The sequence below is a fragment of the Streptomyces sp. NPDC020731 genome, assembly GCF_044334705.1.
GTDB lineage: Bacteria > Actinomycetota > Actinomycetes > Streptomycetales > Streptomycetaceae > Streptomyces.
Genome location: NZ_JBIRTN010000003.1, coordinates 115,654 through 138,651 on the forward strand (window position 1 = coordinate 115,654; position 22,998 = coordinate 138,651).

At 73.3% G+C, this 22,998-nt stretch carries 20 protein-coding genes and 2 pseudogenes; 12 read left to right on the forward strand and 10 right to left on the reverse strand.

Going from position 1 to position 22,998, the window contains the following annotated elements; translation table 11 throughout:
- Positions 1-110: 110 nt before the first annotated feature.
- From ACH4VX_RS05595 to ACH4VX_RS05610, 4 genes are all read right to left on the reverse strand, one after another.
- Positions 111-2,360 (reverse strand): S9 family peptidase, encoded by a 2,250-nt coding sequence (locus ACH4VX_RS05595; protein ID WP_398366042.1) that lies wholly within the window; start codon positions 2,358-2,360, stop codon positions 111-113.
- The gene (locus ACH4VX_RS05600) at positions 2,357-4,138 is read right to left on the reverse strand and encodes an N-acetylglutaminylglutamine amidotransferase (protein WP_398366043.1); all 1,782 of its coding nucleotides are present in this window, start codon (positions 4,136-4,138) and stop codon (positions 2,357-2,359) included. Before ACH4VX_RS05600 ends, ACH4VX_RS05595 begins: the two co-directional genes overlap by 4 nt.
- Before the next feature lie 154 nt (positions 4,139-4,292).
- Positions 4,293-5,483 carry a glutamate--cysteine ligase gene (locus ACH4VX_RS05605; RefSeq protein ID WP_398366044.1) on the reverse strand — a complete coding sequence of 397 codons (1,191 nt, stop codon included), beginning with the start codon at positions 5,481-5,483 and terminating at the stop codon, positions 4,293-4,295.
- Positions 5,484-5,628: 145 nt separating this feature from the next.
- Entirely contained in the window at positions 5,629-6,486 is an 858-nt protein-coding gene (locus ACH4VX_RS05610; protein ID WP_398366045.1) for an SDR family NAD(P)-dependent oxidoreductase, read from the reverse strand.
- A gap of 259 nt (positions 6,487-6,745) precedes the next feature.
- On the opposite strand from ACH4VX_RS05610, the gene ACH4VX_RS05615 reads away from it, so the two are divergent.
- The 4 genes and pseudogenes from ACH4VX_RS05615 to crtI all read left to right on the forward strand — a co-directional run bounded on the left by ACH4VX_RS05615 (position 6,746) and on the right by crtI (position 10,725).
- Entirely contained in the window at positions 6,746-8,317 is a 1,572-nt protein-coding gene (locus ACH4VX_RS05615) for an SDR family oxidoreductase (protein WP_398366046.1), read from the forward strand.
- Between the two features lie 37 nt (positions 8,318-8,354).
- A pseudogene (locus ACH4VX_RS05620) lies at positions 8,355-8,670 on the forward strand (deoxyribodipyrimidine photo-lyase); the annotation flags it as partial.
- Between the two features lie 184 nt (positions 8,671-8,854).
- On the forward strand, positions 8,855-9,175 hold the full coding sequence (locus ACH4VX_RS05625; protein ID WP_398366047.1) for a hypothetical protein: 321 nt from the start codon (positions 8,855-8,857) through the stop codon (positions 9,173-9,175).
- Positions 9,172-10,725 carry a phytoene desaturase family protein gene (gene crtI / locus ACH4VX_RS05630; RefSeq protein ID WP_398366048.1) on the forward strand — a complete coding sequence of 518 codons (1,554 nt, stop codon included), beginning with the start codon at positions 9,172-9,174 and terminating at the stop codon, positions 10,723-10,725. The genes ACH4VX_RS05625 and crtI overlap by 4 nt, the downstream gene beginning before the upstream one ends.
- 217 nt (positions 10,726-10,942) lie before the next feature.
- On the opposite strand, the gene ACH4VX_RS05635 is transcribed toward crtI, so the two are convergent.
- Positions 10,943-11,275: a DUF3140 domain-containing protein gene (locus ACH4VX_RS05635; protein ID WP_398366302.1), complete on the reverse strand. Its 333-nt coding sequence runs from the start codon at positions 11,273-11,275 to the stop codon at positions 10,943-10,945.
- A gap of 5 nt (positions 11,276-11,280) precedes the next feature.
- Positions 11,281-11,511 (reverse strand): DUF2945 domain-containing protein, encoded by a 231-nt coding sequence (locus ACH4VX_RS05640; protein WP_398366049.1) that lies wholly within the window; start codon positions 11,509-11,511, stop codon positions 11,281-11,283.
- Positions 11,512-11,710: 199 nt separating this feature from the next.
- Here ACH4VX_RS05640 and ACH4VX_RS05645 point away from each other — a divergent pair, with 199 nt between their 5' ends.
- The 5 genes and pseudogenes from ACH4VX_RS05645 (at position 11,711) to ACH4VX_RS05665 (ending at position 14,460) form a co-directional block, all read left to right on the forward strand.
- Positions 11,711-11,899 (forward strand): rhodanese-like domain-containing protein, encoded by a 189-nt coding sequence (locus ACH4VX_RS05645; protein ID WP_398366050.1) that lies wholly within the window; start codon positions 11,711-11,713, stop codon positions 11,897-11,899.
- 11 nt (positions 11,900-11,910) lie between these two features.
- Positions 11,911-12,012 (forward strand): annotated as a pseudogene (locus tag ACH4VX_RS05650) (transporter); the annotation flags it as partial.
- Between the two features lie 386 nt (positions 12,013-12,398).
- The gene (gene dhaK / locus ACH4VX_RS05655) at positions 12,399-13,391 is read left to right on the forward strand and encodes a dihydroxyacetone kinase subunit DhaK (RefSeq protein ID WP_398366051.1); all 993 of its coding nucleotides are present in this window, start codon (positions 12,399-12,401) and stop codon (positions 13,389-13,391) included.
- A 48-nt stretch (positions 13,392-13,439) separates the two neighbouring features.
- On the forward strand, positions 13,440-14,057 hold the full coding sequence (gene dhaL / locus ACH4VX_RS05660) for a dihydroxyacetone kinase subunit DhaL (RefSeq protein WP_398366052.1): 618 nt from the start codon (positions 13,440-13,442) through the stop codon (positions 14,055-14,057).
- A complete protein-coding gene (locus ACH4VX_RS05665) occupies positions 14,050-14,460 on the forward strand; it encodes a PTS-dependent dihydroxyacetone kinase phosphotransferase subunit DhaM (protein ID WP_398366053.1) in 411 nt (136 codons plus the stop codon). The genes dhaL and ACH4VX_RS05665 overlap by 8 nt, the downstream gene beginning before the upstream one ends.
- Positions 14,461-14,484: 24 nt before the next feature.
- Here the strand turns inward: ACH4VX_RS05665 and ACH4VX_RS05670 are convergent, their stop codons facing one another.
- Positions 14,485-15,219: a glycoside hydrolase family 75 protein gene (locus tag ACH4VX_RS05670; protein WP_398366303.1), complete on the reverse strand. Its 735-nt coding sequence runs from the start codon at positions 15,217-15,219 to the stop codon at positions 14,485-14,487.
- Positions 15,220-15,638: 419 nt separating this feature from the next.
- Here ACH4VX_RS05670 and ACH4VX_RS05675 point away from each other — a divergent pair, with 419 nt between their 5' ends.
- Both ACH4VX_RS05675 and ACH4VX_RS05680 read left to right on the forward strand, forming a co-directional pair.
- Positions 15,639-16,637, forward strand: coding sequence for a fibronectin type III domain-containing protein (locus ACH4VX_RS05675; RefSeq protein WP_398366054.1), 999 nt, complete (start codon positions 15,639-15,641; stop codon positions 16,635-16,637).
- 170 nt (positions 16,638-16,807) lie between these two features.
- The gene (locus ACH4VX_RS05680) at positions 16,808-17,338 is read left to right on the forward strand and encodes a hypothetical protein (protein ID WP_398366055.1); all 531 of its coding nucleotides are present in this window, start codon (positions 16,808-16,810) and stop codon (positions 17,336-17,338) included.
- A gap of 212 nt (positions 17,339-17,550) precedes the next feature.
- On the opposite strand, the gene ACH4VX_RS05685 is transcribed toward ACH4VX_RS05680, so the two are convergent.
- The 3 genes from ACH4VX_RS05685 to ACH4VX_RS05695 all read right to left on the reverse strand — a co-directional run bounded on the left by ACH4VX_RS05685 (position 17,551) and on the right by ACH4VX_RS05695 (position 20,647).
- Positions 17,551-18,126: a PadR family transcriptional regulator gene (locus tag ACH4VX_RS05685; RefSeq protein WP_398366056.1), complete on the reverse strand. Its 576-nt coding sequence runs from the start codon at positions 18,124-18,126 to the stop codon at positions 17,551-17,553.
- Positions 18,127-18,157: 31 nt separating this feature from the next.
- Positions 18,158-20,173: an FAD-dependent oxidoreductase gene (locus tag ACH4VX_RS05690; protein ID WP_398366057.1), complete on the reverse strand. Its 2,016-nt coding sequence runs from the start codon at positions 20,171-20,173 to the stop codon at positions 18,158-18,160.
- Between the two features lie 102 nt (positions 20,174-20,275).
- Positions 20,276-20,647, reverse strand: coding sequence for a hypothetical protein (locus ACH4VX_RS05695; protein WP_398366058.1), 372 nt, complete (start codon positions 20,645-20,647; stop codon positions 20,276-20,278).
- A 265-nt stretch (positions 20,648-20,912) separates the two neighbouring features.
- Between ACH4VX_RS05695 and ACH4VX_RS05700 the strand changes: the two genes are divergently transcribed.
- Positions 20,913-22,994, forward strand: a complete 2,082-nt coding sequence (locus ACH4VX_RS05700) for a SpoIIE family protein phosphatase (protein WP_398366059.1) — start codon at positions 20,913-20,915, stop codon at positions 22,992-22,994.
- Positions 22,995-22,998: the final 4 nt, after the last annotated feature.

Sequence of the window (22,998 nt, forward strand, 5' to 3'; positions counted from 1 at the left end):
CTTCCCGGCCGCCGGCGGACGGTTTCACGCGGGCGGCCGGGCTGCTCGCTGATGACGCACTCCCGGGTGACGGGGCGGCATGCCTTCGGAACGACCTGAACCGAAGAACGTCAGTGCGGGGACAGATGGCGTTCCAGCCAGTCCGCGGCGGTGCGGCGGAACAGCCGCCGGTTGTCCGCGCGAAGGAACTCGTGGCCCTCGTCGCGCAGGGTGAGCAGCGCCGCGGTGTGGCCGCGTTCGCGCGCGGCCCTGACGAACTGCTCCGACTCGCGCGGCGGAACGTTGGTGTCGTGTTCCCCGTGCACGGCGAGCAACGGAACGCGCAGCGCGTCGATCCGGCTCATGGGCGAGAGGGAGCGCAGCAGTTCGCGGTCGTGTTCGGGATGGCCGTACTTGTGCGCCGCGGACTGCGCGATCCAGGGTTCGGTGCCCTCGAAGAACGTCGCGAAGTCGGACATGCCGCACACCGCGACCCCGGTACGGAACAGATCGGGATGCCGGACGAGAGACGCGAAGGTGAGGTAGCCGCCGTACGAGCGGCCCATGACGGCCAGCCGTGAGGGATCGGCCGGACCGGCCACCACCGCGTGGGCGGCGCAGTCCGCGACGTCGTCGAGGGCGGCGAACCGGCCCGTGCCCAGGTCCGCGTCGACGAACGACCGCCCGTGGCCGGACGAACCGCGGACGTCGGGCGCGAAGATGTCGAGCCCTCTCCCCAGGATCTCGTGGTACAGCGGGTTGAAGACGGGGCGTTCCTGCTCCTCCGGGCCACCGTGCAGATGGATCACGCAGGGGGCCGGCTCCGCCGGGCCGCGGCCCGGCGCACGGTAGTACCAGCCGTTCAGCGGCAGTCCGTCCCGCGCGGTCGGGCTCAGGGGAACCGGCCGCACCGGCGGGCGGCCCGGGGGAACGGCGTCCTCGTCCCTCGACGACCACGGGGTACGCAGCAAGGACACGCCCTCGGAGAGCCACCACACTCCGGGGCGGCGCTGTGAACCCGACAGGGCCAGTACCAGTCTCCCCGGTCCTGCCGACACCATCCGGGTGACGACTTCGTGGGGAAGGGGCACGGAACGCGGGGGCCCGGTGAGGGACCTGGCCGTACCGGGCGGGAACGTGTCGACGACCTCCAGCTCGCTCGCCCCGCGGACGTTCCAGGCCAGTACGGCGGCGCGGCCGTCGTGGGCGAACCGCAGCAGTTCGAGATCGCCGCCCTCCCGCTCGGCCGCGGCGGACCACCCCCGCGGCCTCCCTTCACGGTCGAGGCCAACGGCGACCAGGGCCGCGAACTCACGGTGGGCGTCGCTCCGCAGCCAGACGGTGTCCGCCCGGGCCGAGAACCTGCCGATCCACGGATCGCCGTCGGCCACCGGTACGACGTAGGTGGTGGCGAGGTCGGTGGTGCGGACGACCACCGCCTCACGCCGTCCGCGTGGACCGCGGCGCAGCAGCGCGAGCCGGCCGTCGCGACTCAGATCGCACACGCGCAGCGTCGCGGCGTCCGACTCGGTGGCGAGGAGGACCGGCGCGGCCGATCCGTCGGGAGCGATCAGATAGGCGGACAGCCCGTCGCCGAAGCCGGCCCGCGGGGACGTCGGACCGTGCCACGGACCGTCGGACGCCGTGATCCCGGTGGGAGGCGCCGTCCACCGCTTCTCGCCCGTGACCGCTGTCGCGCCGAGGAGAACGGCCGCGCCGTCACGACCGGACCAGCCGGCGGCCGGCAGGCGGCCGACGTACCCGTCGGCTTCGTCCGGGAGGTCGGTGGTGTCCCGGGCCGAGGGAGGGACGGTCGGGACGGCGACCGTGACCGCGACGGCCGAACCGTCGTGCGCCCAGCAGCCCAGGTAGGCCGAGGTGGCGGGCTCGGCACCCGCCAGGATGTGGCGGTCGGTGCCGTCCGGACGTACGCACAGCACCCGCTGGTGCTCGCCGCCGCCAGGCGCCGTGGTGTAGGCGATCCAGCGGCCGTCGGGCGACCACGACACCTCCCGGACGGGATCCGGTGCGGAGTCGAGCAGCCGCACCCCGGCGCCGTCCACGGGCCCGGCCCACAGCTGGGGCACGCCCCCGCGGTCGCAGATGAACGCCACCTCCGCCCCGGCCGGGTCGGCCGAGGGGTACCAGCAGCCGTGGGCGGTGAGCCGCGGCGTGACGTCACGCGGACCCGACGTGTCGGGCAGCGGGACCCGGGCGGGGGCGGCGCGGGGGGAACCGCGGTCGTCCGCGTCCGGGGCGGCCGGGCCGACGCCCCGTACCGGCCGGGGGCCGGCGCCCGGTACCGGCCGGGACGCGGCGGCCCGGCCGGCCGCGACCGTGTCGGTGCCGCCGGCTCGGCGCGGGGCGCGTCCGTCGGTCATATCCCGTGCGTCTGCAGCCATATTTCCAGCAGAGCCACTTGCCACAGGGTGTTCGCCCCACGTTTCGTGCGGTGTACGTCGGGTGCCGCCAGGAGCGCGGCGACGCAGGAGTCCTCGAACAGTCCGCGCCGCCTCGCCTCCGGGGCGCCGAGTGCCTCGCGGACCCGTTCCAGGACGGGCCCCGCCATGTGCGTGATGGCCGGGACCGGGAAGTACCCCTTCGGGCGGTCCACCACGTCCTGGGGCAGCAGTTTGCGGCCCGCCTCCTTGAGCACGCCCTTGCCGCCGTCGGCCAGCTTGAGTTCCGGCGGGCAGGCGGCGGCCAGCTCCACCAGCTCGTGGTCCAGGAAGGGCACCCGGGCCTCCAGGCCCCAGTCCATGGTCATGTTGTCGACCCGTTTCACCGGATCGTCCACGAGCATGACGTGGGTGTCCAGCCGCAGCGCCGCGTCCAGGGCGGTCTCCGCGCCCGGCGCGGCCATGTGCTCCCGGACGAAGCGGCCGGAGACGTCGTCCGGCGCGAGCATGTCCGGTCGCAGCATCCCGGCGAGGTCGGTGTGCGGCCGGTCGAAGTACGTCTCGGCATACCGGTCGGGTTCCTGCTCACGGGCGACGGAGGCCAGCCGCGGGTACCAGTGGTAGCCGGCGAACACCTCGTCGGCCCCCTGCCCGCTCTGGACGACCTTCACCTCCTTCGCCACCTGCTCGGACAGCAGGTGGAACGCGACCGCGTCGTGGCTGGTCATCGGCTCGCTCATCGCCGCGATCGCCCCGTCCAGGGCCGTCGACACCCGCTCGGAGGGAACCGTCAACTGGTGGTGGTCGGTGGCGAACTCCTTGGCGATCAGATCGGAGTACCGGAACTCGTCCCCCGCGTCGCCGCCCTCCGACTCGAAGCCCACGCTGAACGTCGCCAGATCCCGTTGTCCCTCGTCGGCCAGCAGGGCCACGATCAGACTGGAGTCCAGACCGCCCGACAGCAGGACGCCCACGGGCACGTCGGCGACCATCCGTCGGCGTACGGCGGTGCGCAGCGCGTCGAGGACGGCGTCACGCCATTCGCTCGGGCCCATGTCCGCGTACTCGGGGCGCCGGGTGTACGACGGCTGCCAGTAACAGTGGTCCCGGTGACCGCCGTCCGGTTCGACCACGCGCACGGTGGCGGGAGGGAGCTTGCGCACGCCGGCCAGTACGGTGCGGGGTGCCGCCACGGTCGCGTGCCAGCTCAGGTACTGGTGGACGGCCGCCGGATCCAGCGAGGTGTCGACGTCGCCGGCCGCGAGCAGGGCCGGAAGCGACGAGGCGAACCGCAGCCGCCCGGGGGTCCGCGCCAGGTACAGCGGCTTGACACCGAGCCGGTCGCGGCCCAGGATCAGCCGGCCGGTGCGGTGTTCGACGAGCGCAAAGGCGAACATGCCGTGGAAGCGGTCGACGCAGGCGGTGCCCCACTGCCGGTACGCCTTGAGGATGACCTCCGTGTCGGAGGTCGACCTGAAGCGGTGGCCGAGGCGCAGCAGCTCCTCGCGCAGGTCCTGGTAGTTGTAGATGCAGCCGTTGAAGACGCCGGTGACCTCCTGCTCGGCGTCCGTCATCGGCTGCGCCCCCTGGTCGGAGAGGTCGATGATCTTCAGTCGTCGATGGGCCAGCGCCACGGCGCCCCGCGACCAGACCCCGTGACCGTCGGGGCCACGGGCGGCCAGCCGGTCACTCATGCGCCGCACGGCCGCGAGATCGGGCCGCCCGCCGTCGAAACGCATCTCTCCGCTCAGACCGCACATCACGCACCACCTCCCCGGTGCTCGTCGGCGGTCCGCGTCCGTGGCGTCCGCGCGGGCCCGCCGGTCGGAACCTGGGTCAGGCTGGGCGACATGGGTCGGTGACTCCTTCGGAATGGGAACGGCGGCGGGGGTCCGCCTGTGGGATGGATCCGTCTCAACGGCCGGGCGTCCTGGCCGGCCGGGTACGGGAAGCGTCGGCGCCCACATGGCCCGGTGGGGTGCGCCCGGCCGGGCGCCCGGCAGGCCGGCGCCTGCTCAGCCTTCCGCCCCGGGTCTCGGCGATCAGCAGATCCGTGCAGGTCAGAAGGGACTCGCGGTGGGCGGTACGGCGGATGCGGCGAGCCGCGCTGCCGTCCGCCAGCGCCTGCTCCGTGAGCGTCCGAACGGTCTGCCAGTCACCGTTCGCCATGAGCACCGGACGCACCTTCCTCAGCAGAGCGCGGACGACGTGGGCCGCGGACGCCTCGTGACGTGTCTCCGGGTCGACCAGGTTTCCCTCGAGACCGGACCGGGCGGCCCGCCAGGCGGCGGCACGCAGCCACTCGTGCCGGCCCTCGCAGCGGGGATCCGCCGGACTCTCCAGCCGCTGACGTGCTTCGGTCACGAGCGCCCGGAAGAGTCCCGCGACGAGCACGACCGTCTCCGCCCGCGGGCAGGAGTCGCAGATGCGCAGTTCGAGGGTCTGCTGGTGGGCGGAGGGCCGGATGTCGTAGTAGATCATCCCCGGGTCGCTGATGACGCCCGAGCCGACGAGGCTTCGCACGGCCCCGTCGTACTCGCCGGCGTCGGCGAAGCATCCGATCGGTCCCGCGGTGGGCCAGCGCTGCCACAGCATGGTGCGCCAGCTGGCGTAGCCGGTGTCGGCGCCCAGCCAGAACGGAGAGCTCGCCGACAGGGCGAGCAGCACGGGCAGCCACGGTGACACCTTGCACATGATCCGTACCGCGGTGTCGCGGTCGGGGACGTCGACGTGGACGTGGGCTCCACAGATCAGCTGCTCGTCGGCGACCTTCCGGTACTCGTCGAACATGCGGCGGTAGCGGACACCGGCGGTGGGCAGCACGCCGCCCGGGCGTGCCAGCGGGGCCGTGCCCGCGGCCACCACGGCCAGGCCGTGAGCGGAAGCCGTCGCGTCCAGCGTCCGTCTGGCGCCGATCAGATCGCCGTACAGACCGTCCAGGGACGCGTGCACTTCGCTGTTGGTCTCCACGGCCGTCTGCTGCAACTCGGTCGCGAAGGTCCGTCCGGGGAGTCCTCGCAGTACCGCGTCGGCACGTGACGCCGGCAGACCGGTCTCCACCTGCACGAGGTGGAACTCCTCCTCCACGCCGATGCGAACGGTCATGACGACTCCTGGTGATGAGGACGGACACCTGACTGTCCCGGTCCGGGAAGCCGCCCCGCCGGAGACGGCAAGCGGCGAGCTGTTCGACTCCGAGTTCCCACCGGTCTCGCACATAAGCCTCTTGTGCTCATATGTGACATCCATTTCACATATGAGCACCCTCTTCGTGGGTGCTCGATCCCGCCGCGTCGGGGCCGGGTCGGCTCCCGCACCGGCGGGCGGCCGTCCTGATCGCCAGCTCCGCCCTCGCCAGGTCGGCGACCGGGCCCGGGTCGCCGAGCCCCGGTACACACACCGCCTCGCCGGCGTCCAGTGCGGCCAGTGAGGCGTCGACGACCTGCTCCACGGACATGCCGCCGTCCTCGTGCGGGGACTGCTCCCTTCCCGGGACGGGCTCGTCACCACGCGACCGGTGGAACTCGGTGGCGGTCAGCCCGGGGCACAGCACCTGGATCCGCAGCGGTGTGCCTGCCAGTTCGGCGGCGAGGGTGCGGGTGAAGGTGACCACATAGCCCTTGGTGCCCCCGTACACCGCGCGTTCGGGCAGCGGATGCGGCGGCAGCGCACCCGCGAAGGCCAGCTGCGAGGCCACGTTGACCAGGTTGCCCCGCCCGCGTTCCAGCATGGCGGGGACCACCGCCCGCGTGAGTGCGGTGACGGCGCGGACGTTGATGTCGACGACCTTCGTCATCAGCTCCGGTTCGAGGTCGGCGAACGGGCCGTAACCGTTGATCCCCGCGTTGTTGAGAAGGAACTCGATGTCGTCGCCCGCCGCACGCCGCGCCACCCGTGCCAGGTCGTCGGGATCGGACAGGTCGGCCACGAGCGTCTCCACCGTCGTGGCCGTCGCTTCGCGCAGCCGCCGCGCGAGATCGTCGAGCCGTTGCGCCCGCCTGGCCACGAGGACGGTGTCCCGTCCCTGGGCGGCCAGCCGTCCGGCGTAGGCCGCGCCGATGCCGGACGAGGCTCCCGTCACCAGTGCCGTACCACGTCGTGTGTTCACCTGCGTGCCGCCTTCCCGACCGCCGGCCTGCGAATCCGTGACCGGTGACGGGTACCCCGGACGGCCGGGGTCCATCACCGTCCCCTCCGGCCGTACGGCACCGGCGGACCGCGCCGCCAGGGCCGGTGGTACCGGCCCTGGCGGCGCGTCGTCGAGTCCGTCGGCCGTGCCACCACGGCGGGCGCGGACACGCTCTTGCGGCCATGATCGAACGGCAGGACATGAGGGCGTCGGACATCGAGCGCACGGAGGAATTCCCTTGGGCACGGACGGACAGCAGAGCGCAGGGGGGCTGCATTGCCTGGTCACCGGGGCATCCGGCTACATCGGCGGACGTCTGGTGCCCGAGCTGCTGCAGGCCGGTCATCGAGTCCGCTGCCTGGCCCGCTCCCCGGGCAAACTGCGTGACCATCCCTGGGCGCGACACACCGAAACGGTTCGCGGGGACGTGACGGACGCCGATTCGGTGGCCGCGGCCATGCGCGGCATCGATGTCGCGTACTACCTGGTGCACGCTCTCGGGTCCGGCTCCGGCTTCGAGGACACCGACCGCCGCGCGGCCCGGATCTTCGCCGAGCAGGCGCACGCCGCCGGTGTACGGCGCGTCGTCTACCTCGGCGGACTCACGCCGCGAGACGTACCCGAGCGTTCCCTCTCACCGCACCTGCGCTCCCGGGCCGAGGTCGGGCGCATCTTCCTCGACGGCCCGGTGCCCGCCACGGTGCTGCGGGCAGCGGTCGTCATCGGCTCGGGGTCGGCGTCGTTCGAGATGCTGCGCTATCTCACGGAACGCCTGCCCGTCATGGTCACCCCCAGCTGGGTCCACACCCGCACACAGCCCATCGGGGTCCGCGACGTGCTGCGCTACCTCGTCGGCTCGGCGGCCATGCCGGAAGGCGTCGACCGGTCGTTCGACATCGGTGGACCGGATGTCCTCACCTACGCGGAGATGATGCACCGTTACGCCGTTGTCGCCGGGCTGCGCCGCCGGCTCATCGTGTCCGTGCCGGTCCTCACGCCGCGGCTGTCCAGTCACTGGGTCGGCCTCGTCACCCCCGTACCGGCCGCCATCGCACGGCCTCTCACCGAGTCGCTGCGCCACGAGGTCGTCTGCCAGGAACACGACATCGCCGGGTACGTGCCCGACTCTCCGGGCCGGCCCCTGCCGTTCGACGAGGCGCTGTCCCTGGCACTGCGGCGGGTCCGGGAGGCGCAGGTCGCCACCCGGTGGTCGTCCGCCGCCGTACCGGGGGCGCCGAGCGACCCGCTGCCCACGGACCCGGACTGGGCGGGCGGCAGCCTCTACCAGGACGAGCGGCGGCTGCCCGTACGTGCGTCCCGGGAGTCGCTGTGGAAGGTGGTGGAGGGCATCGGCGGTGACAACGGCTGGTACTCCTTCCCCCTGGCCTGGGCGGTCCGGGGCTGGCTGGACCGGTTCGTCGGCGGCGTCGGCCTGCGCCGCGGACGACGGGACGCCGAGCGGTTGCGGGTCGGGGACTCGCTGGACTTCTGGCGGGTCGAGGAGATCGAACCCCTGCACCTCCTGCGGCTGCGGGCGGAGATGCGGCTGCCGGGCCTGGCGTGGCTGGAGATGTACGTCGAGAAGGACGCCGAGGGACGGATCCACTACCGGCAACGCGCCCTGTTCCACCCACGTGGTCTGCTGGGCCATGCCTACTGGTGGGCCGTCTCCCCGTTCCACGCCGTCGTCTTCGGTGGCATGGCCCGCAACATCACGCAGGCCGCGGCCAAGGGCATGAGCGCACGTGAGAGCAGGTCGGACGCCGACCGCGTCCGGCGCCTCCGCGGCCGGCGACGTGTCCGGCGGTGACACACGCAACCCCGCGTCACCGCACCAGGAGGGCGCCGTGACCGCCGCCGCCGTTCTGTTCGCCTCGGATCCGCGTCCGCGCGACCATCCGCCGCTGCGCGCCGAGGGCGGCGGACGAGGTGGTGCCGCTGTTCGTGCGTGACTCCGGGGTCCACACGGCCGGCTTCGGCGCAGCCGACCGGCGGGCCTTCCTCGCCGACTGCCCGAACGGCCTCCCCGCCTCTCCGCGCCGGCGGGGCGGGTGTCCCGTCGTCCGCGCGGGACCGGTCGTCCGGGAGGTCCGCGCGGTCGCCGCCGAGTGCGAAGCCGCGGAGGTGCCCATGGCCGCGGGCGTCACCTCCTGCGCCCGGCGCGTTCCCTCCCCCGGGCGGCGGGACCCGCGCGGGGTGACACCGCCATAAGCCGTACCGGGATGGGCCGGTGGAGTGAACGCTTCCCCGAACCGGCCTCGCGCCGGGCAGGAATCAGCGCATCCGTACCGGGGCACTCGGCGGGAGCACCGGCGTGCGGACGACCGGGAACGAGATGAGGTTGTGGATGCCTGCACTGCCGCCGACGGCGGCCGAACCCGTCGGCGCCCCTCCCACCGCGCCCGGCGCCGTCCTCGAGCACATCCTCGGCGAGCGGCCGCGCCCGGCGTTCGTGTGGCGCGGCCGACGCGCTGCGGGCGGCTCGGGAGACGCCACGCGGGTGCCGCACACCCTCGCCGGCGCGTCACCGGCCGGAGCCCACGAGCACACCACGGACGGGCTGCGGGCCGCCGGCCGGCGCGCCGGGCCCGCCGTGCGGCAGGAGTTCGCCGCACTGGTCGAACGCGCGTCGGGTGTGGCGCCGCGCCGTGCCGAGGAGGCCGTATGAGGACGGTGCCGGGTCCGACGGACCATGTCGTCGTGGTGGGAGCCGGACTGTCCGGACTGGCCTGTGCCCTGCACCTGCTGGGCGCCGGCCGCCGGGTCACGGTCGTCGAACAGGACGCCGGTCCGGGCGGCCGGGCCGGGCGCGTGCGACTCGGCGGGTACCAGGTGGACACCGGCCCCACCGTGCTGACCATGCCGCACCTCGCGGACGAGGCGTTCGCCGCCGTCGGTGACAGCCTGGAGCGTCACGTCGAGCTGACGGCTCTGCATCCGGCCTACCGGGCGTGCTTCGCGGACGGGACCTCGCTCGACGTGCACACCGACGGCGAGGCGATGGAGGCGGAGGTACGACGCTTCGCCGGACCGGCACAGGCGGCCGGCTACCGCGACCTGCGGCAATGGCTGGAGCGTCTGTACCGGGCCCAGATGCGCCGGTTCATCGACACCAACTTCGACTCGCCCTTCCAGCTGCTGCACCCGGATCTGGCGCGGCTGGCGGTGCTGGGCGGATTCGGGCGGCTGGACGGCCGGATCGGCCGCTTCCTCTCCGACGACCGCCTGCGCCGTGTCTTCTCCTTCCAGGCCCTGTACGCCGGTGTGGCGCCGGCCAGGGCCCTCGCGGCCTACGCGGTGATCGCGTACATGGACACCGTGGCCGGCGTCTGGTTTCCCAAGGGAGGCATGCACGCACTCCCCCGCGCCATGGCCGACGTGGCGGCGGCGGCCGGTGCCGACCTGCGCTGGACGGCCGAAGTGAGCGCTCTGGAACGTCCTGCGGGCCGGGTACGTGCCGTGCGTCTCGCCTCGGGTGAGCGGATCCCGTGCGACGCGGTGGTACTGACGGGTGAGCTGCCCGCCGCGTACCGGCTGCTGGGACGCGCGCCCCGCCGCCCGGTGCGGCTCCGTCACTCGCCGTCCGCCGTGATCCTGCACGCGGGAACCGACCGCACCTGGCCCCACCTCGCCCACCACACGCTCTCCTTCGGCACCGCGTGGGAGCGCACGTTCGACGAACTGACCCGCTCGGGCGACCTGATGAGCGACCCCTCACTGCTGATCACCCGCCCGACCGCGCACGATCCCGCCCTGGCACCGCCGGGCGGCCACCTTCACTACGTCCTCGCCCCCTGCCCGAACACGGCGGTCGGCCCCGATGCCGCCGCATGGCGGGATCTCGGCCCGCGCTACCGCGACCGCCTGGTCGGCGAGCTGGAGCGGCGGGGCATGGACGGGTTCGCGGACAGCGTCCAGGAGGAACTCCTGGTGACTCCCCTGGACTGGACGGCACGAGGTCACGCGGCGGGCAGCCCCTTCTCGGTCTCCCACACGTTCGCCCAGACCGGACCGTTCCGGCCGCGCAACCTCGTGCGCGGGGTGGAGAACGTGGTACTGGCAGGGTGCGGGACCACTCCGGGCGTCGGCGTACCGACGGTGCTCCTCAGCGGCAAACTCGCCGCCGCGCGCGTCACCGGCGGCGTCGGTCGTCGCGTCTCGAGCGGGCGTCCGACGCCGGCCGTTCCCGCCCCGGGGCGCACCGGTCGCACCTGGTGATCGAACAGGGTCGTGTCCACGGCACGGGCCCGTGAACGCGTCGAGGAGGTGGTGCCCGACGCGCATCCCCGGCGGCACTCACCCGCGGAACAGGACCGGGCCTCCGCGGCCTGCACGGCCTCCGCCGGTGCCCGCCGTCCCCGGCGTGAGTCGTGCCGTCGCGTCGGACCGCCTTCCGGGCGTGCGGCCCCTGACCCCGGTGTACGCGACTTGCGTGTCATGCCAACGGGTCGTGACCCCAGTTCATGAGCGAATGTCGCCACCGGGTATCCCGAACGTCGCCCGAGGGCCGCTGGGCAAGGTGCCGCCGGACGTAGCCGACCACCTTGCGCATGTGCCGGTAATCGTCGTCCGAGAGATCATCTTTCCCGGCGCGCAGGATCTCCACGATCCGGCGGCCGGAAGCGTGCCCGGTGGACTCGCCGGCGTCCTCGTGCTGCCCGGCACTCCGCGACTGTTCCGAGGCCAGCCACTTCTCCAGTTCGGCCGGCTTCATGTTCACCAGTTCACGGAACTCGTCCCAGGTTTCTTTCCGCTCGTCGCCTTCCACGCCGTTCACTTCTTCTTCTTCAGCGCGGACGACTTGTGCACCGCGGACCCACCGGACTTCTCGCTGCGGACCTGGTACTGCGGATCCTCCTGTGAGGCGTCCACCGTTCGTCCCGCCGCTTCCGTGCGCTCAGTGATCTTTTCCTCCACCGTGCCCTCGGTCTCACTGCCGTGACTCTTCCAGGAGACCCTGTCGCCTTTCCTCGGCTTCTCGCCTCCGCTACCGCTCTTCGCCATGGTGTTCTCCTCGCCGTCCGCCGGGAACAACCCGATGTTCCCTCTTCAGGGTGCGGGCATCTCGGCCGCGCCGCAGCTCACGGCCGTAGGACGCAGGGGATCGAGCCGGGGCCGGGTCGCGGGCACCGGGGATCGGGCAGTCCTCCGGGTCGCGGCCGGACCCGGCCCTCGGGGCGGCCTTGACGCCGGTCATCGCACCATGTTCCCGCTTCTGCGCCGCGGCCCCGGCCGCCTCACCGCCCAGCAGGCCCACCAGCACGTCGGCGACGGCCGGACCGTGCTGCTGGACGTGCGTGAGACACCGGAGCGGGAGGCCGGGCACGCGCCCGGCGCGCCGCACCTGCCGCTCGGCCGCCCGATCACCGGCAGCGGCGGTGCCACAGCGTGAGTGCCCTGATCCTCGCCCTCACCTGCGGCATGGCCAGGATCCTCGCCGAGCTCCCCCACGACCAGCCCAGGACCGCCGACCTCGACACCACCCTCGCCGCCCTGACCGACCGGCCGACCGGCCGACCGGCCGACCGCACCAGCCGCGCACACGGCCGTCCACGGGGCGCCATCCGCGCGCTCACCGGTGCCGGCGCCCCGGTCGATCGGCGGCAGCATGCCGTCCGGATCCCGAAGTACGGGAAGCGCCGCGCGTGTCCCGGCCTCACCGTCGCCCGCCGCGTGGAACGGGCGGCAGACTGCCCCGCCCTCAGGCACGCCTGGGCACCCGAGCACGTGACCTTCGCTCCCGCAAGGTCGATACTTCCGGCAGGAGGACTTCGACCGGCCCGCTTCCGGCCGCTACGAACCGCCAGGACCGAGAACCATGCACACCTGCTCCGACCAGCAAGAAATCGGGTCGAGGACCCACACCCGCCAAGCTCCCCCAGGAGGTACCCATGAAGATGCTCATCAACGTCCCGGAGACCGTGGTCGCGGACGCGTTGCGGGGGATGGCGGCGGCCCATCCCGAGCTGGCGGTGGACGTGGAGAACCGGGTGATCGTACGCAAGGACGCGCCCGTGGCCGGGAAGGTGGGCCTGGTGTCCGGCGGGGGGTCGGGGCACGAGCCGCTGCACGGCGGTTTCGTGGGGCCGGGGATGCTGTCGGCGGCCTGTCCCGGCGAGGTGTTCACCTCCCCGGTGCCCGACCAGATGGTGCGGGCCGCGGCGGCCGTCGACAGCGGGGCCGGGGTGCTGTTCATCGTGAAGAACTACACCGGTGACGTGCTCAACTTCGACATGGCCGCCGAGCTGGCCGAGGACGAGGGCCTCCAGGTCGCGAGGGTGCTGGTCAACGATGATGTGGCGGTGACCGACAGCCTGTACACGGCCGGCCGGCGGGGTACGGGGGCGACCCTGTTCGTGGAGAAGATCGCGGGCGCGGCGGCGGACGAGGGCCAACCGCTGGAGCAGGTGGAGGCCGTCGCCCGGCAGGTGAACGAGAACTCCCGCAGCTTCGGTGTGGCGCTGAGCGCCTGCACCACGCCGGCCAAGGGCAGCCCCACCTTCGATCTGCCGTCCGGCGAGCTGGAGTTGGGCATCGGCATCCACGGCGAGCCGGGCCGGGAGCGGCGGCCGATGATGACGTCCGGTGAGATCGCCGAGGTCGCCCTCGACGCGATCCTGGAGGACCTCACGCCGCGCAACCCCGTCCTGGTCCTCGTCAACGGCATGGGCGCCACCCCGCTGCTGGAGCTGTACGGATTCAACGCCGAGGTGCAGCGGGTGCTCGGCGAACGCGGGGTCCCCGTGGCCCGTGTCCTGGTCGGCAACTACGTCACCTCCCTCGACATGGCGGGCGTCTCGGTCACCCTGTGCCAGATCGACGAGGAACTGCTGCGGCTGTGGGACGCGCCGGTGCGGACTCCGGGGTTGCGCTGGGGCATGTGAGGAACGCGGTGCCATGGTTCAGGAGTACCTACCACGTGAGGAGTTCCCGTGCTCGACGCCGACTTCTTCCGCCGTTGGATGACGGCCACCGCCGCGTCCGTGGACCGCGAGGCGGCGCGGCTCACCGCGCTCGACTCGCCGATCGGGGACGCCGACCACGGCAGCAATCTCCAGCGCGGGTTCCGGGCGGTGAAGGACGCGCTGGACAAGGAGCCGCCCGCCACTCCCGGAGCGGTGCTGATCCAGGCCGGGCGGCTGCTCATCTCGACGGTGGGCGGTGCGTCCGGTCCGCTGTACGGGACGCTGCTGCGCCGCACCGGCAAGGCGCTCGGGGACGCCGCCGAGGTGGATGAGCGGCAACTGGCCGAGGCGCTGCGCGCCGGGGTGGACGCGGTGCGGCAGCTCGGTGGTGCCGCACCGGGCGACAAGACGATGATCGACGCGCTGGTGCCCGCGGTGAACGCCCTCGGTGACTCCTTCGCCGCCGCGCGCGACGCCGCCGAGGCGGGTGCCGTGGCGACGACGCCGTTGCGGGCGCGCAAGGGCAGGGCCAGTTATCTGGGTGAACGCAGTATCGGGCACCAGGATCCGGGGGCCACGTCGGCGGCGCTGCTGATCGCCGGGCTCGCGACGGCCACGGCGGACGCGGAGGCCGACGGTGAGTGACGAGAAGCCGGTGGGGATCGTGCTGGTGTCGCACAGCGCGGCGGTGGCCGCGTCGGTGGCGGAGCTGGCGAAGAATCTGGCGGGTGCCGGCGGGGCGGTTCCCGTGGCGCCGGCGGGCGGCACCGAGGGCGGTGGGCTCGGCACGAGCGCCGAATTGATCGCCGCGGCGGCCGCGTCCGTCGACCGCGGGGCGGGGGTGGCCGTGCTGACCGACCTGGGCAGCGCGGTGCTCACCGTGAAGGCGCTGCTCGCCGAGGGCGACGAACTCCCCGAGCACACCAGGCTGGTGGACGCGCCGTTCGTGGAGGGTGCGGTGGCCGCGGTGGTCACGGCCTCCACGGGGGCGGACCTGGCGGCGGTGGAGGCGGCGGCCGTGGAGGCGTACACGTACCGGAAGGTGTGAGGAGGACGGCGGCACCCGGCCGGTTCAGCCGTCGGCGTCCACGAACCGCCGGGCCAGCCGCTCCCCTGCCGTCACCGCGGCCCGGTGGTCCTCGATGGGGGTCACCCGGCTGTCCTTGAACACGATGTAGGTGACGCCGGAGGGTGTGCCGCCACCGTGCGGGTCGGGGTCGATGCCGAGCGACTCGGCCGCGGCGTAGGACGCCTCGCCGATGATGTCGGCGGGGCCGGTGTCGCCGACGACCGCGTACCGCACCCGGTCGCGGTACACCACCGCCACGACCGATCCGCCGCGCACGCCGTGGGACCGGTGGTTCCACACGGCGCTGGGCGCGGGCACCACCACGTAGGGGGTCTCCTCGGCGCTCAGCGGACGGCCGTCGGACTGGGCGAAGGCCGTGGAGGCGGAGAAGTACGGGTCGGTGCGGGCGTTGCAGCGGCGACCGGGGCGGCCGTCGCAGTCGATGTCCATGTCGGCTTTCCAGAACACGGCGTCGCGGGTGCCGCACACCGGGACGGTGGCCTTGGCGTCGTGGTCCTCACGGTAGCGGCCGTGGGAGACGGGGGCGCAGGCGCGTACCTTGGCCAGCAGGTCGGCGGCGGAGACCGGGGCCGTGCGCCGTACGGCCGGTTCGGTACGCGCCTTCGCCGGCAGGTCGGCGGCGGGGACCGGGGCCGTGCGCCGTACGGCCGGTTCGGTACGGGGCTGGGGTGCGGTGGTGGGGGGCGTCGAGGGGGTCAGCAGGGCGACACCGGCCATGGCCAGGGTGAGCGACTGGACACGGGACACGATCAAGGGAGGCCTCTCGTCGGGGACACGGCGCACACTCACGGGCACTTTGCACCATTTCGTCCCGATGTCGCGGAGTGGCGGTCCCGACAGGCCGGGCGGCGCACGATCGCACCAGCGATCGTGGCAGGGGCCGGGGCCCGGGTCCGTACCGGCCCGGGTCGCCCGGCCGCCCGCGCCGATGCGGGGCCCGTGACGACAGCGGTCCGCGCCACGGGCCCGAACCCCCCCTGCCGCGAGAGGCGGTTCGGCCCGTTCGGAGTTCGGCACACGTAACGCGCGCGAACACTCTCCCGCCTCCGCCCTCTTGATGTGATCGCGTCAGCTCGGCCATATTGGTACGGACCATTGTTCGGGCGTTCCCGTGTGCCGCCCCGGGAGGCAGAGTCGTGCGTGGCGTTCCCCCAGCCGTGTCCCCGCGTCGCCTTCTCGCGCTCGGCGGGATCCTCCTGCTGCTCGCCTCCTGCCGATGGGGAGGATCGGACGACGGCGGTGGTGGTGAACGGCCGCCCGGAGCGCCGACCGGTGTCACCGCCGAGGCGGGCAGCGCCACCAGCGTGCACGTCATGTGGAACGCGGTCGCCGCCGACGCCGAGGTGAGTCACTACGAGGTGTACCGGGGCACCACAAAGGTGAAAGAAGTGCCTGGTGCCGAGCACATGGTGGACGTCACCAGGCTCCGGCCCGCGACCACATATGTGTTCACGGTGCGGGCCCGGGACGCGGACGGGCGGCTCGGGCAGCGCAGCCGGGAGGTCCGGGCGACGACGCCCGGGGCGGTCACGGCCGACGACACCGCTCCCACCCGTCCGGCGGAGCTTCGCGGCCGGGCCGCCGGGAGCAGGGCGGCCCAGTTGTCGTGGTCCGCCGCGAAGGACGACCGGGGTGTGGTCTCGTACAACATCTACCAGGGCGGAACGAAGATCCACAGTGTGGGCGGGAACCAAACGGCCGCCGTGGTGACGGGGCTGCGGCCGGGCACCCGCTACTCCTTCACGGTCCGGGCCCGGGACGCGGCCGACAACCTCTCCCCGGCCGGCGCCACCGTCCGCCTCACCACCGCGGGCGGCGCGGAGGACCGGGCCGGCGCTCCCACCGGTTTCCGGGCCACGAGCGAGCGGTCCGACGGCGCGTACCACATCGTCCTCCACTGGGTGCCGCCGCGCGTCGACGGGGTGGTCACCGAGTACGAGGTGCACCTGGACGGCCGGGTCGCCACCTCACTCGTCTACGGTGGTGACGCCCCGCGCGACCGGGCGACGTACCGCTTCTACGCCGGTCAGGAGGCCGGGGTCGCCCACCGGGTGCGGATCCGGGCGATGCTGCCGGACGGGACCTGGGGCGGCTTCTCGGCGGAGCGCGCGGTGACGACGGGCGCCGGTCGCTGACCCGGTCCCATGGCGTCGGCCACCAGGAGGAACGCGTCACCTGCCCGGCGGCGACCGGAGTGCGCGCCGGTCCGGCTGCCCGTTGGCTTGCCTCGTGGCAGCACGGGTGCTCCCCGACCTCGGCGGCGCAAGGGATGTACCGCCGGCCGTGCCGCCGGAAGGCAGTCGACATGCGCAACTCGAAGCCACTGCTCCGCTCCGGTCCGACCGCGGCTGCCGCCGCCGCGCTCGCGCTGACCCTGGCCGGACCGGCCGCCGCCGCCGGGATCTCCGTCAGCACCACCGGGTCGACGGTCTCGGTCAGCACCAGTGCGTGCACCCAGGTCAACGGCCACTGGGGCACCGCCTCGCTGCTCACCAGCAGCCAGACGAGCTTCTCGCAGGGCCGCCAGGTGGCGCTGTCGGGAAGCGGTTCGGGACAGTCCGCCGCCTGGTCGAACGTCGGTCCGGGTACGTACACGGTGATCGTGATGTGCTCGAACGGCAACACCGCGGGCACGCAGTCCGTCGTCGTCTCCACGGCTCCCAGCCCGTCGGTCTCACCCACGGCCTCGCCGTCCCGCGGGGTGATGGGCGGCATCGGCGGCGGCTCGACGGACTACGGCACGGTCACGCTGGTGGCGGGCGGCGCACTGGTCGGCACCGGGATCGTCGCCACGGCCTGGTACCTGCGCCGCCGCAGCGCCCCGCGCCACTTCTAGGGGGTGTCGTTCGGACCGGGCCGGCTCCGAGGAACGACGCCGTGCAGCCGAGTCGAGCGGGATCCGGTCGTGGGGGTGCGGTGCCGGACCCTGCGGCCCCGCGGCCCCGCGGCCCCGGCAAGATCCGAACGACACCCCCCTTGGACCCGGCGCCGGCCGCCGTCACGTCCGACGCGCTCCGGGCGGGCGGCCGGCGCCGACCCGTCGCGGTGTCACGCCTCCCGCGCGCCCGGACGATCCGGCTCCCCGGCGTCCGGCAGCCGGGCGAACTCCGCCAGCGCGTGGTCGAGCCACTGGGTCCAGAAGGTCTCCAGGTCGATACCGGCACGCAGCACCAGATGCCGCAGCCGGTCCTCCGGTCCGTCCTTGCCGGGCGGGAAGTCGCGCTGCTCGATCTCCCGGTACTCCGCCAACTGGTGCTCGTGCAGCTCCCGGTGGCGCCGCAGGTCGGCCGCCAGGCCCGCGGTGCCGACCACGGCCGCCGCCCGCAGCCGCAGCAGCATCGCGTCGCGGTGCGGCTTGGGGTCCTGGGACGCGGAGGTCCAGCGGGCCAGTTCCGCGCGCCCCGCCGGCAGGACCTCGTACGCCTTCTTCTGCCCCCGGGCCGGCTGCTCGGCGGGAAGGGCCCGGATCAGGCCCTCGGCCTCCAGTTTTCCCAGCTCGCGATAGATCTGCTGGTGCGTCGCGGACCAGAAGTAGCCGATCGACCGGTCGAACCGGCGGGTCAGCTCCAGCCCCGACGACGGCCTTTCGAGCAGGGCGGTGAGGATCGCGTGCGGGAGTGACATGGGCTCATCCTAGGGACGGGCCGTGCCCGGCCTACAGCGCCGCCGCCAGCTCCGTGCCCTGCTTGATGGCGCGCTTGGCGTCCAGCTCGGCGGCCACGTCGGCGCCGCCGATCAGGTGGACGGCCCGTCCGGCGGCGACCAGCTCCTCGTACAGGTCGCGGCGCGGATCCTGCCCGGTGCACAGGACGACCGTGTCGACCTCCAGGACGGTGCTCTCGCCGTCGACGGTGACGTGCAGTCCGGCGTCGTCGATCCGGTCGTAGCGCACGCCCGGGACCATGGTGACGCCGCGGTGCTTGAGTTCGGTGCGGTGGATCCAGCCGGTGGTCTTGCCCAGACCGGCGCCGACCTTGGACGTCTTGCGCTGCAGCAGGTGGACGGTGCGCGGCGGGGCGGGGCGCTCGGGTGCGGCGAGGCCGCCGGGGGCGCGGTAGTCGAGGTCGACGCCCCACCGGCGGAAGTACGTCTCGGGGTTCTCGTGCGCCTTGTCGCCGCCGTCGGTGAGGAACTCGGCGACGTCGAAGCCGATGCCGCCCGCGCCGAGGATCGCGACCCGGTCGCCGACGGGGGCGCCGTCGCGGAGGACGTCGAGGTAGCCGAGGACGCTCGGGTGGTCGGCGCCGGGGATGTCGGGGACGCGCGGGGTGACACCGGTGGCGACGACGACCTCGTCGTGGCCGGCCACGTCCTCGGCGGTGACGCGCGTGTCGAGGCGCACGTCGACGGCCAGTTCGGCGAGGCGGGTGCGGAAGTAGCGCAGGGTCTCGTCGAACTCCTGCTTGCCGGGGACCCTGCGGGCCACGTTGAGCTGGCCGCCGACCTCGCTCGCGGCGTCGAACAGGGTGACGTCGTGGCCGCGTTCGGCGGCGCTCACCGCGCAGGCGAGGCCGGCCGGGCCGGCGCCGACCACCGCGACGCGCTTGCTGCGGCGGGTCGGGGACAGCACCAGCTCGGTCTCGTGGCAGGCGCGCGGGTTGACCAGGCAGGAGGTGATCTGCCCGCTGAAGGTGTGGTCGAGGCAGGCCTGGTTGCAGCCGATGCAGGTGTTGATCGCCTCGGGCCGGCCGTCGGCCGCCTTGGCGACGAAGTCGGGGTCGGCGAGCATCGGGCGGGCCATCGACACCATGTCCGCGCAGCCCTCGGCGAGCAACTGCTCGGCGAGTTCGGGGGTGTTGATGCGGTTGGTGGTGACCAGCGGGACCGTCACCTCGCCCATGAGGCGCTTGGTCACCCAGGTGTACGCGCCGCGCGGAACCGAGGTGGCGATGGTGGGGATGCGGGCCTCGTGCCAGCCGATGCCGGTGTTGATGATCGTGGCGCCGGCCGCCTCGACGGCCTTGGCCAGCGTGATCACCTCGTCCAGGGTGGAGCCGCCGGGCACGAGGTCGAGCATGGAGAGCCGGTAGACGACGATGAAGTCCTCGCCGACCGCCTCGCGCACCCGGCGGACGATCTCGACGGGGAAGCGCATGCGGTTCTCGTAGGAGCCGCCCCAGCGGTCGGTGCGGTGGTTGGTCTGCGCGGCGATGAACTCGTTGATCAGGTAGCCCTCGGAGCCCATGATCTCGACGCCGTCGTAGCCTGCCCGCCGGGCGAGGCGGGCGGCGCGGGCGTAGTCGTCGACGGTGCGCTCGACCTCGGCGTCGGTCAGCTCGCGGGGCGGGAAGGGGCTGATCGGCGCCTGCACGGGGCTGGGGGCGACCAGGTCCCGGTGGTAGGCGTACCGGCCGAAGTGCAGGATCTGCATCGCGATGCGCCCGCCCTCGCGGTGCACCGCGTCGGTGACGGTCCGGTGCTGCTGCGCCTCGGCCTCGGTGGTGAGCTTCGCGCCGCCCTCGTAGGGCCGCCCCTCGTCGTTGGGGGCGATGCCGCCGGTGACGATGAGACCGACCCCGCCGCGGGCGCGGGCGGCATAGAACTCGGCCATGCGGGAGAAGCCGCCCTCGGCCTCCTCCAGGCCCACGTGCATGGAGCCCATGAGGACCCGGTTGGGCAGGGTGGTGAAGCCCAGGTCGAGGGGGGTCAGCAGGTGGGGGTAACGGCTCATCGGGCCCTCCGTGCGCGGTGTCGTGCCTGTAGTTGTAAGGCACGCGCACCCTCTTATGCAACTAGTTGCATAAGAGACGGAGGGCACACGGAGCCGGGAGCGTCACCGGCTCTCGAGACGTACGTGCAGCTCCTTCTCCTGGTCGCCGGGGACCGTGCTCAGGTCGTGCACCGTGAACAGGGAGCCCAGGGTCGTACGGAACCGGTCGACCGCCCAGTAGCCGCCGTGCGCGTCGGCGTCGACCGAAGAGGCCAGCCGGGCCTTTGGCGGGGCGCCCTCCTGCGCGTCGGCGACGTCGAAGGTGCCGAGCCAGACCGTCGGGCGGGTCTCGGAGAACTCCTCCGGTACGTCGTCGGAGCACCGGTCGGACGTGAAGCACGCGCACAGCGTGTCGAACACGATCCGGGCGTCGTCCTTGCTGCATCCGCTGATCTCGACCGAGACGGATTCCGGGTGCGGTCGCTCGCTGCCCATCGTGATCGCTCCTCTCGTGGCCCACGCCGTCCCCGCCCCCACTCAGCAAAGCACCACCCGCCGAAGAGCACTACCCGCGCGCCGCTGCCGCGGTGACGGCTTCGCGGGGCGCCCGCCCCGATGGTGGGAGAAGCTGGAACCGGACGGCAGGAGCGGCGGAAAATCGGCCCCGCGCGCGGTAGAACAAGGGGTGTCGGCACGGTGACGACGTGCCGTGGGAATCGGTGACGACGTGCCGTGGGAATCGGTGAAGGCGGGGCGTGCGATGAGTGCAGCGGGGTCACCCCCGGCCGACGGCGACGGGCCGGTGCATGGACCGGTACGTCCCAGCGGGCTGCTCGATGTGCTGCGGGTGGCCTCGGTGGTCCTGGACACCGAGGGGCGGATCGTGCTGTGGAGCCCCCAGGCCGAGGAGCTGTTCGGGTACGGCGCGCGGGAGGCGCTGGGCCAGTACGCCGCCCGGATCATGGTGCACGAGCAGCATCTGGACCTCGTGGTGAAACTCTTCGCCGACGTCATGCGCACCGGGCAGAGCTGGGCCGGAGCCTTCCCGATCCGGCGCAAGGACGGCGGCACCCGGTTGGTGGAGTTCCGCAACATGCGGCTGCTGGACGCCCGGGGCAACGTGTACGCCCTCGGTCTGGCGGTGGACCAGTCGACCGCACGCCGGCTGGAACAGGACGTGGCCCTGTCGACCCGGATCGTCGCCCAGTCCCCCATCGGGCTGGCCGTGCTGGACACCGGTCTGCGTTACGCCTCGGTGAATCCGGCGCTGGAGCAGATCAACGGCATTCCGGCCGAGGAGCATCTGGGCCGCAGGTTCAGGGATGTGCTGCCGCTGATGGACGCCGAGGCGCTCGAGGCCGCCGCGCGCGGGGTCCTCGACACCGGCCGGCCCGTCGTCGACCGGCCCACGACCGGCCGTACCCCGGCCGATCCGGACGAGGACCACACCTGGACGGTCTCGCTGTACCGCCTGGAGAACGCGCTCGGCACGGTGCTGGGCGTGGCCGTGTCGGTGGTGGACGTCACCGAGCGGTACCGGGCGAACGCCGAGGCCGAGACCGCGCGGCGGCGGCTCGCCGTGATCGCCGACGCCACCGCCCGGATCGGCACCACCCTGGACCTGGAACGCACGGCCGGCGAGCTCGCCGACGTGGCCGTGCCGGAGCTGGCCGACGCGGCGGCGGTGGATCTGCTGGACGCGGTGGTGCGGGGCCGTCGCAGTACCCTCGGCCCCGCCGAGCCGGCGGTGATCCGGGCGCTGGCGGTGCGCGGGGTGGACGCGGCCGAGGTACTGGCGGCGGCCGACCCGCCGGGGCGGGTGACCCGGTACGCGCCGGACCGGCTGGTCACCGAGTGCGTGCGCACCGGGCTGCCGGTGATGGTGCCGCAGGTGAAGGACGAGGACCTGGCGCGGATCGCCCGTTCCCCGGAGGCGGTCGCACTGCTGGCGCGGGCGGGCGTCCACTCGTACCTGGCCGTGCCGCTGATCGCGCGCGGGGAGGTGCTGGGCGCCCTCGACCTCACCCGCACGCGCAACCCCCGTCCGTTCGACGAGGACGATCTGCTGCTCGCGCGGGAGCTGGCCTCCCGGGCGGCCGTGCAGATCGACAACGCCCGCTGGTACCAGAACGCCCGCGACACCGCCCTCACCCTGCAGCGCAGCCTGCTGCCGAGCCATCCGCCCGTGACGGGCGGCCTCGAGGTCGCCTCCCGCTACCAGCCGGCGGGCGCCACCAGCGAGGTCGGCGGCGACTGGTTCGACGTGATCCCGCTGGAGGACGGCAAGACGGCCCTCGTCGTGGGGGACGTGATGGGCAGCGGCATCCCGGCGGCGGCCACCATGGGCCGGCTGCGCACGGCGACCCACACCCTCGCCTCCCTCGACCTCGATCCGGCCGTCCTCCTGGAGCACCTGGACCGGATCACCGACGGCCTGGACCAGGCGATCGCCACCTGTGTCTACGTCGTCCACGATCCCCGCGAGCGGCAGTGCACGATCGCCAACGCCGGGCATCTGCCGCCGGTCCGGGTACGGGCGGGACACGCGCCCGAACTGCTCGATCTGCCCACCGGCGTGCCGCTGGGGGTGGGCGGGGTCGCCTTCTCCACGACCACCGTCGAGCTGGCACCGGGCGACCGGCTGGTGCTCTACACCGACGGTCTCGTCGAGACGCGCCGGGATCCGCTGGACGAACGCCTGGACCGGCTGCTGGCCCTGCTGGACCGCCCCGGCGACTCCCTGGAGGAGGTCTGCGACCTCCTCCTGCGCACGCTGCACGAACCCGACAACTCCGACGACGTGGCCCTGCTCATCGCCCACGCGACGGCACCGCCCCCCTGAACGG